10 protein-coding genes are annotated in these 8356 nt (G+C 52.3%); 2 read left to right on the top strand and 8 right to left on the bottom strand.

Annotated elements, in window-relative coordinates; all coding sequences use genetic code 11:
* Window positions 1-212: 212 nt before the first annotated feature.
* The 5 genes from Q0628_RS06335 to tyrS form a co-directional block, all read right to left on the bottom strand.
* Window positions 213-413 (bottom strand): hypothetical protein, encoded by a 201-nt coding sequence (locus Q0628_RS06335; RefSeq protein ID WP_298769244.1) that lies wholly within the window; start codon window positions 411-413, stop codon window positions 213-215.
* 123 nt (window positions 414-536) lie between these two features.
* Complete coding sequence (locus Q0628_RS06330; protein WP_298769242.1) at window positions 537-1331, bottom strand: 1,4-dihydroxy-6-naphthoate synthase; 795 nt, start codon at window positions 1329-1331, stop codon at window positions 537-539.
* A gap of 96 nt (window positions 1332-1427) precedes the next feature.
* Window positions 1428-2090 carry a futalosine hydrolase gene (locus Q0628_RS06325; protein WP_298769240.1) on the bottom strand — a complete coding sequence of 221 codons (663 nt, stop codon included), beginning with the start codon at window positions 2088-2090 and terminating at the stop codon, window positions 1428-1430.
* Window positions 2091-2094: 4 nt separating this feature from the next.
* Window positions 2095-3051: a 1-phosphofructokinase family hexose kinase gene (locus Q0628_RS06320; protein WP_298769238.1), complete on the bottom strand. Its 957-nt coding sequence runs from the start codon at window positions 3049-3051 to the stop codon at window positions 2095-2097.
* An 8-nt stretch (window positions 3052-3059) separates the two neighbouring features.
* On the bottom strand, window positions 3060-4277 hold the full coding sequence (tyrS, locus tag Q0628_RS06315; RefSeq protein ID WP_298769236.1) for a tyrosine--tRNA ligase: 1218 nt from the start codon (window positions 4275-4277) through the stop codon (window positions 3060-3062).
* 175 nt (window positions 4278-4452) lie between these two features.
* On the opposite strand from tyrS, the gene Q0628_RS06310 reads away from it, so the two are divergent.
* Window positions 4453-5067, top strand: coding sequence for an outer membrane beta-barrel protein (locus Q0628_RS06310; RefSeq protein ID WP_298769233.1), 615 nt, complete (start codon window positions 4453-4455; stop codon window positions 5065-5067).
* 12 nt (window positions 5068-5079) lie between these two features.
* Here Q0628_RS06310 and Q0628_RS06305 read toward each other — a convergent pair whose 3' ends face one another.
* The 3 genes from Q0628_RS06305 to rpsU all read right to left on the bottom strand — a co-directional run bounded on the left by Q0628_RS06305 (window position 5080) and on the right by rpsU (window position 7468).
* Complete coding sequence (locus Q0628_RS06305; protein ID WP_298769231.1) at window positions 5080-6612, bottom strand: sigma 54-interacting transcriptional regulator; 1533 nt, start codon at window positions 6610-6612, stop codon at window positions 5080-5082.
* A gap of 18 nt (window positions 6613-6630) precedes the next feature.
* Window positions 6631-7101: a GatB/YqeY domain-containing protein gene (locus Q0628_RS06300; RefSeq protein ID WP_298769228.1), complete on the bottom strand. Its 471-nt coding sequence runs from the start codon at window positions 7099-7101 to the stop codon at window positions 6631-6633.
* A 157-nt stretch (window positions 7102-7258) separates the two neighbouring features.
* Window positions 7259-7468: a 30S ribosomal protein S21 gene (gene rpsU / locus Q0628_RS06295; protein ID WP_014546541.1), complete on the bottom strand. Its 210-nt coding sequence runs from the start codon at window positions 7466-7468 to the stop codon at window positions 7259-7261.
* Between the two features lie 201 nt (window positions 7469-7669).
* Between rpsU and Q0628_RS06290 the strand changes: the two genes are divergently transcribed.
* Window positions 7670-8356 (top strand): SPOR domain-containing protein (locus Q0628_RS06290; RefSeq protein ID WP_298769226.1); only part of this gene is annotated, 687 nt, incomplete at its 3' end.

The following is an 8356-nucleotide window of genomic DNA, read 5'->3' as shown; positions in this document are numbered from 1 at the left end:
ATTAAGACCAGTTTCTTTAGGGTCATACTGCTACGTTTCTCCAATCATAGAACACATAAAAATCAAAACCTACTCTCTACCTGTTTTGGCAAACAGTAAAAGTCAAATGGGAATATACCTTCAAAAACGGCTTTAGTCAAACGATTTTCGCAAAAAAAGCCCATTTTTATGTAAAAATGTTGAAATAGCCGTTTCATCGGAGTATTTTCAGGTCAATCGGCGACTGCCGGTCCGTCCTTCTCCTCCTCTTTCTTCGCACCCTGAATAGCGACGCGAATTTCCTGGCAGGTCTTCTTGATGTCCTGCAGGACTTTGCGGGCACGGGTGCCGGCCGATTTGTTTCCGCGCTCAAACTTTTCGTATTCGCGCTTGAAATTTTCAATTTCTTGGTCGAGGTCGTTGACTAAACTCATAAGCAAACTCCAAAAAATATGCTGTAGGGAAAATAAATAAAGTTTTTAATAAAAATTCGCCATTTCGTAAAAATTTCGTTTACATTTCCATAATATTACAATTTTTTAGGCAAATTTCACACTTTATTCACCTCTAACCAACCTCCAGAGGTTCTCCAAGGCCCTTTTTCCGCTCTCCCCCACATTTTCGGAGAAATCGTTCACGAACATGCGGATGTGCGCTTCCATGACCGAAAAGTCATCGATTTGCGCCTTTTCGTCGATAAAGGGGGTCACCAGGTTCTCGCGACCACGGGCAATACGGAGACTTTCGCGGATTTCGGACTCGACCTGCATAATGACTTCGGCACCAAGCGTGCGCTTCGTCACGGCAATTCCTAGCGGAATAGGCGTTCCCGTTTCGCGTTCCCAGAATGCGCCAAGGTCCTGCAACAGATAAAGACCATCGCGTTTCCAGGTGAAGCGGTGCTCGTGGATGACAACTCCCTGGGCAACCTGTTTATGCAACAGCGAACGATAGACTTGGTCGAACAGAGCGTAATTCACGTCCAACGGCCCATCCTGCGTATTCCTGTGCCAAAAACGATACAGAAGCGCCGCCGTCGTATCGGCTCCGGGAAGCGTCACAGGAAGTTCCGCATCAAAGTTTCCCGACACCGCCGAAAGCAGAAGCGGTCCGCAACCATAACCAATAGCACCACCACAGTCCAGGCAAACATAGCCTTCCTCGACCTTAGGATACACCTGGGCGCTGACCTTGGCCACATCGAGCTCGCCACGCTGAACCATTTCGTTCAGAGTCTGCACATCGGCAAAGTGGACATCCCACTCGAAGGGAGAATGCTCGAGACCGCGAATGAGATTTTCGTAGATGTAGGTATCGTTGGGACAGGTGGAAATACCGAGAGAAAGACGCATGGGATGATTGATAATTGATGATTGATGATTGATAATTGATGATGGATGATGTGGGGTGTGAGGTATGAAGCGCGAGGTGTGGGGGGCGAACGGGATCTATTCGGCCTTAAAGACGGCCCGCCGGAGGGCAGCGAGAGCCTCGTGCAATTTCCAAGAAGCACGATCACGGGTGGAAGCCATGTTGCATACGGCACGGACCTCAAAAACCGGGATACCAAAGGATCGACAAACCGCCATTCCCGCAGCACCCTCCATATTTTCGATATCGGCATTGAACATTCTTGCGCGCTGCAGCCCAAGTTCCTCCGTGCCGGTACAGCAATTAACTGTAAGACCGGCCACCGACCTGAGACGCCGAATACTTTCCGAAGCCTTCTCCGGAGATGTCGCCATGACGGAGCCGGGAATCGGATAAAACGAGCCGTCCTTTTCCTGGTATCCCATATCGCCCACCATTTCGGAATCGACGCGCACGACATCCAGAATATCCACGCCGCGGCCGACATAGGCTCCGCAAACGCCTAGAATGATTACCGACGAAAAGCGCAATCCGCTGCGTTCGCTCTGAACAAGAACCGAAGAAAGGTTTACCGAAAAGTCCAGCATCCCTATACCGAGAATGCAGGCGTAGCCAAGGCCCCGAGGCAGGGCGATTAGTTTGTCAGAAACTCCGCTTTCAACGGAATTTTCACATTCAGGAAAAACGGATGACAGCTCCATGGGCGTCGCAAAGGCATACAGGATACTGGGCGAAGACATAGCGCTATTCCATTTTTTCGATACTTTCCGCCAGCGCGGACTCAAACTCCTTGACACGATCCATCTTGAGATTCCAGGGACGATCCACCTCGCAACGCGCCGCAGCCACTGCAGTCGCCTTGATCAGACATTCCTCGAAATCCAATTCCTGACTATCGGCATACAGCCAACCCGCGAAAAACGAGTCACCGGCACCGACGCTGTTTTTCACCTGGATTGCGGGCGGAACCAGTTCAACTCCTTGGAACTTCTTTTCGACAAGGCGAAATGCACGCACCGGAGACTCCCCATCGGTCACAACCAGAGACTTGATTGGAAGCCGTTCCAGTACAGCAGTCGCAGTCATCTTCCAGAACTGAGGACTGGACATCACCAGCGGCAAGCCGAGATTCGAAAGAAGCTTGCAGTATTCCTGCAAATTGATTTTCAAAAGTTCGACACCCTTTTCCAGCCAGGATTCAATATTCTCGATGGCATCAACGTAGATTTTCTTGCCAGTAAAATCAAGACTGTTGATGAGCGAAACGTCAAAGCCTTTGGGGAAGGTTCCGCACAAAGCAACTCTTTGCGTCGAGCTCCAGTATTCGTTTAGCGTCTGGATAAAGTCTTCGTTCTCATTTTCTGCAAGCACCGGCGACGGCTCGATCAATTCTGTCGAGACGCCCTCACTGACCACGGTCGTACAAATTCGAGTGGGTTCCCCAATCCAGACGGGAGCCTGCTGTATTCCACAGGAAGAAATTTCATCAAAGATGCGGGAACCATGCTCGGAGCCCAGGAAATGCATCATCACGGGCGTTCCGCCCAACAGCTGAAGCACCCTTCCGCAGTTGATACCCTTACCCGAAGCGTATTCTTCGACCTTCTTGATACGGTGCACCTCGCCCGGCGTAAACTTGTCCAGGAAGAACAGACGCTGCCAGGCGGGATTTAGACCAAGTATGAGAATTTCCTGCGCCATGACGGCCTCTAAAAGTTCACCTTGAAGAACTTGCGCTTGCCCACCTGGATAACCAGCTGGTCAGCACCCTTGATTTCAAAGGAAGCCTGCGGGTCAGCGAGCTTTTCGCCGGCAATCTTCACGCCGCCGTTCTGGACCATGCGGCGGGCTTCGCCTTTGCTTGCAAAGGCCTTGATTTCTACGAGCAGGTCGAGTGCTCCGTAGGTGCCGGCCGCCACGCTGCATTCGGCAGCATCGCTCGGGATGGCGTTCCCGCTGTGGATTTCGCGTTCCTTGGCAGCGGCGGCCTCGGCGGCTTCTGCGCCGTAGTACTGCGTCACGATGTCGATGGCGAGGCGGTGCTTGGCATCATTCGGGTTCATCTTGCCTGCGGCAATGTCTGCCATCATCTGCTTGATTTCTGCAAGCGGGATGTTGGTGAGGAGCTCGAACCAGTTCTCGACGATGCTGTCGGCGAGGCTGTAAATCTTGTGGTACATCACATCGGCGGGTTCGTTCAGGCCCACGTAGTTACCGATGGACTTAGACATCTTGACCTTGCCGTCGGTACCGAGGAGGATCGGCATGAAGAGACCGATCTGCGGTTCCATGCCTTCGAAAAGCTGCAAATCGCGACCGCGAAGCACGTTGAACTTCTGGTCGGTGCCGCCCAGTTCCACGTCGCTCTTGATGGCCACGGAATCGTAGCCCTGCATCATGGGGTACATGAACTCGTGCAGGCTGATGGGCGTGTTGGCCGTGTAGCGGTTGTGGAAGTCCTCGCGTTCGAGCATCTGGGCCACGGTGAACTGGCCCATGAGTTCGGTCACCTTGCTGAACGGGAGCTTAGAGAACCATTCGCCGTTGTAGTGGATTTCCACCTGATCGCGGCGCACCACCTTAAAGAACTGTTCCTGGTATTCCTTCGCGTTCTCGAGCACCTGTTCGTGGGTGAGGCGCGGACGGGCCTTGTTGCGGCCGCTGGGGTCGCCAATCTGGGCAGTGTAGTCTCCCACGATGAGCACGACGGTATGGCCCAAATCCTGGAACTGGCGGAGCTTGCGCATCACCACCGTGTGGCCGAAGTGCACATCCGGGGCGGTGGGGTCAACGCCCATCTTCACACGAAGAGGAACACCGGTATCGTAAGACTTCTGAAGTTTCTTTTCAAGTTCATCTTGCGGCACAACATCGATAACACCGCGCATCAAAATCTCAAGCTGTTCTTTTACAGGACGAAATTGCATTTTAATTCCTTTTGTTTTTTACAAAGAGCAAATATAGAATTAGAAAGCAGTTGATTACAGGAGGTCAGAAGCAAAACGAGGGGTCAAAGGTCCCTTTTTAACACCAAAAATACTTGATTTTGACAAATCGTTTGCTATCTTTTAGAACAAATTCTTTTTAAAAGAGGAGAACATCATGAAAAAGCTACTTATTCTTATTGCAACGGCCGCTGCGTTCTGCTTTGCCGAATCGGCCCCGCAAACCCATGACGGATTTTTCCTGAACCTTTCCCTGGGTTTCGGCTACCAGAGTTTTGAATATAGCGCATCGACCAAGTTCGCCCCGGATCTGGAAGCTAAGGGCGGCGCTACCGAATTCGACATCAAACTTGGCGGAAGAATCGCCCCCAACACCCTGTTGCATGCCACAATCGCAGGCGTCTCCTGCATGAACGACATGGATATCATCTATGAAGACGAAAAAATCTCGACTTCGGACCTTAGCGAAAACATGAGCCTTCTCGGCATCGGCGTCACCTACTATCTTCCTGCGAATTTCTTTGTCACCGCATCTGTCGGTACAGCTCAGTTTACCAACAGTGACAATACCGACAACGATAACAAAGTCGATGGAGCCTCTGAAACAGGATTCGGTTTCCAGGTCGGTGCCGGTAAGGAATGGTGGGTTAGCGAAAACTGGGGTCTCGGCGTATCAGCCGCCTTTACCTACGGATCTGCCGACGACAAGCACGATGCTGGCGACATGTCCGCCTACGGCATCAACGTGATGTTCTCCGCCACATTCAACTAAGTAGAAGATTTCTTATTTTCCGAAAGCAGCTAGATCGATATCTAGTTGCTTTATTTTATATGTAAGAATGCGCGGAGTCGTAGAGAGACTGCGCGCTGCGGCAGCTACTTTTCCCTTGCTACTCTTGAGGGCATCACAGATGATGTCCTTTTCATAGGCTTCCACCATACGCTTGAGATTTCCGGAAACGGGCGTATCGCTTGTTTCAGCGGTCTGGAGCGTGGTCGGGAAATGGTGCGGATAGATAACATCTTCGTCGGCAACGAGTACGGCGCGTTCGATACCATTTTCGAGTTCACGGACATTGCCTGGCCACGGATAGCTCATGAGCATGTTGATGGTCGTGCGTGCGAGGCGACGGACATTCTTCCCGACCAGACGGCAGTAATGTTCCACAAAGTGATCCGCCAGAAGTACGATATCTGTCTTTCGGTTTCTAAGAGGCGGAACGTAAATCGGAAAGATGTGCAACTGATAGTAAAGGTCTTCGCGGAAGTTTCCTTCTTCCACCATCTGCTGCAAGTTCTTGGTAGTTGCCGCAATCACGCGAACATTTACTTTTTTGGCAATGCGAGCACCGATGCGTTCGACCTCGCCCTGCTGCAACAGGCGAAGAAGTTTCACCTGAAGATTCGGCGATAGTTCGCCGACTTCGTCAAGGAACAGCGTGCCGTCGACCGCCTGTTCGACGCGGCCGGGTGTCTCGGACACCACGCCCACCAGGGCGCCGCGCTCGATGCCGAACAGTTCGCGATCCAATACCGACTCAGGCATCGATGCGCAGTGGACGCGGACGAACGGGCCCATGCTGCGATCGGAACGATAATGAATTGCCTCGGCGACAAGCCCCTTGCCCGTGCCGACTTCACCCACGATCAGTGCGGGGAGGGGGCTTCTGGAAACCTGATCAATCTGGTCGTAGACGCGCAGCATTTCGCTAGAGCGGCCTATAATATTATCAGGCTTGAAACGATCCTTGAGCTCGAGCGTGAGTCGTTCGTTTTCGGCCTTGAGAATCTCGGTTTCTTCACGGGCTTCACGGCGCAGCTTGAGAGCTGCCGCAAGCATCTGCGCAATAATTTCTAACAACCGAAGCTTTTCGGGAAGTTCATCTTCGACAGGATCTTTTACGTCGGCACTGAAGGCGCCAATGACCTGGTGCTCCATGATGACGGGCACGCAGAGGAACGCCTTGTTTTCATCCTTGCCACGACCGGTACGGTCGAGGAAGTCCGGATCCTTACCTACAGAGGGAATGATGACGGGCTTACCTGTTTCGACCACACGTCCTGTAATACCCTCGCCCACCTTGTAGCGGCCCTTGCGAGCCTGACGGCTCGAAAGGCCTTCAGCAATTTCAATGGAGATTTCGCCGGTATGGCGGTTGTATAAGGTAAGGGTCGCATGCTCCACGCCCATTGTGGATTCCACCACTTCGAGGATCGGGTGAGCGACATTTTCGAAATCCAGACTCTGGTTCAAAATGGAGCTGATCTTGTAGAGCAGCTCCAGTTCCTGAATTTTCGATTGTTCGCGGTCTGGCATGACCAAAAGATAGAAGGTTTACTTCAACGCATCCTGCACCAAGGCAGATGCGCGCTTGGCGTCGAAACGGCCCTTGACCTTCGGGGAAAGTTCCTTCATGATCTTGCCCATGTCCTTCGGACTGGAAGCTCCGGTCGCGGCCTTGATTTCGGCAATGAGCGCCTTAACTTCGTCTTCAGTCATTTCGGCAGGCATGTACTTGCGGTACAGGGCAATGATCGCTTCTTCGGCCGGAATCTTGTCCATGAAGCCGCCCTTCGTGAGGATGTCGATAGCTTCTTGCTTCTGCTTGACGCTACGGGCAAGGACGTCGACGCACATCTCGTCGGTAATGGTTTCTTCGATCTGTGCCGGAGTGGCACCATTCTTCATGGCTTCGTTCTTGATGTCGGAATGGAGGGTACGGAGCGTTCCGAGAGTTTCGGAATCGTGCGCCTTCATGGCGGCCTTGATATCGTCTTTAATCTTTGTCAGCAATGCACTGCTCATGTTTTACCCCAGACGGATTACGCCCCGTCCTAGCATTTAGGTGATACCTCTAAAAACACGCAACGAGCCACCGGTCCCAGACCGACGACTCATCACTAAACGAATGCCCATTGAAATTCGCGGGCGACCTCTAACAACCTGGGAAGCCAGGCGTCAATTAGTAGAGGCGCTTGCGGTTCTGGTCAGCGATTTCTTTCAAGCGCTTGCGACGGGCGGCCGTTTCGATACGCTTCTTTTCTTCAGAAGGCTTTTCGAAGCGCTGGCGCTTCTTGACATCGGAAATGATGCCGTTCTTTTCGCAGGACTTGGTAAAACGCTTGAGAGCGCGTTCAAAAGGTTCGTTGGACTTAACAATTACGCCGATCACGATTATCCTTTGGTTAAATTAGAAATTCGTTTTTGGATAGCCAAATATATTTATTTGCGCTGATTTCGTCAAGGGGTGCCGGAAATGTCTTTTTTTCGGCGTATTTTGGTGGATTTAACTTGCGTATTATCAAAGACTTATGTATATTTCTGCAAAAAGCTTGCTTTTTTACGTTGTTTTTCGAAAAAAATGGAGATTTGGATGAAAAAAACGCTTTTGACCTTGGGCAGTGTCGTTTTGGCATGCTCATTGTTCACCGCTTGCGACGAAGAAGAAGTCCCGAAAATGGAACCGGCAAAGCCTGCCGCACAGGCTCCCGCACCCAAACCGGCGGAACAGCCGAAGGCCGACGAACCCGAACTGGTCCCCATCCAATCCCTTTCTGGCGCAAACGACGCCAAGAACGAACCCGCTCCGGAAGCTAGCGCCCCCGCAGCAGCATCCGCAAATGAAGTCGTACCCCAGGACAAGGGAGACTATGTCGTGCAGGTCAGCATCCAGTCCTCCAAGAAGGCTGCCGACGGCATCATCAAGAAACTCGCCGAAAACAACATCAAGGCCTACATCGCCGAAGTCGAAAATCCGGGCGAACTGGAAGGCACCTATTACCGCATCCGCGTAGGCTACTTCGAAAGCAACGCCAATGCACAGGCTTACGGCAAGCAGGTTCTGTCGCCCCTCAATTTTGCCTGGTGGGTAGACATGAGCAAGAACGACGATATCGGTAACCCGGGTGGCGATTCCGACAGCTATTCCCGTTCGATGGACACGTACCAGGAACCCGCTCCGGCTCCTGCACCCGAACCTGAACCGGCCCCGGCACCTGAACCCGCTCCGGCTCCTGCACCCGAGCCCGCTCCGGCCCCGGCACCTGAACCCGCTCCTGCA

Origin of the sequence: uncultured Fibrobacter sp., assembly GCF_937877005.1 — a bacterium.
GTDB lineage: Bacteria > Fibrobacterota > Fibrobacteria > Fibrobacterales > Fibrobacteraceae > Fibrobacter.
This window is presented reverse-complemented; position numbering and strand designations above follow the sequence as displayed.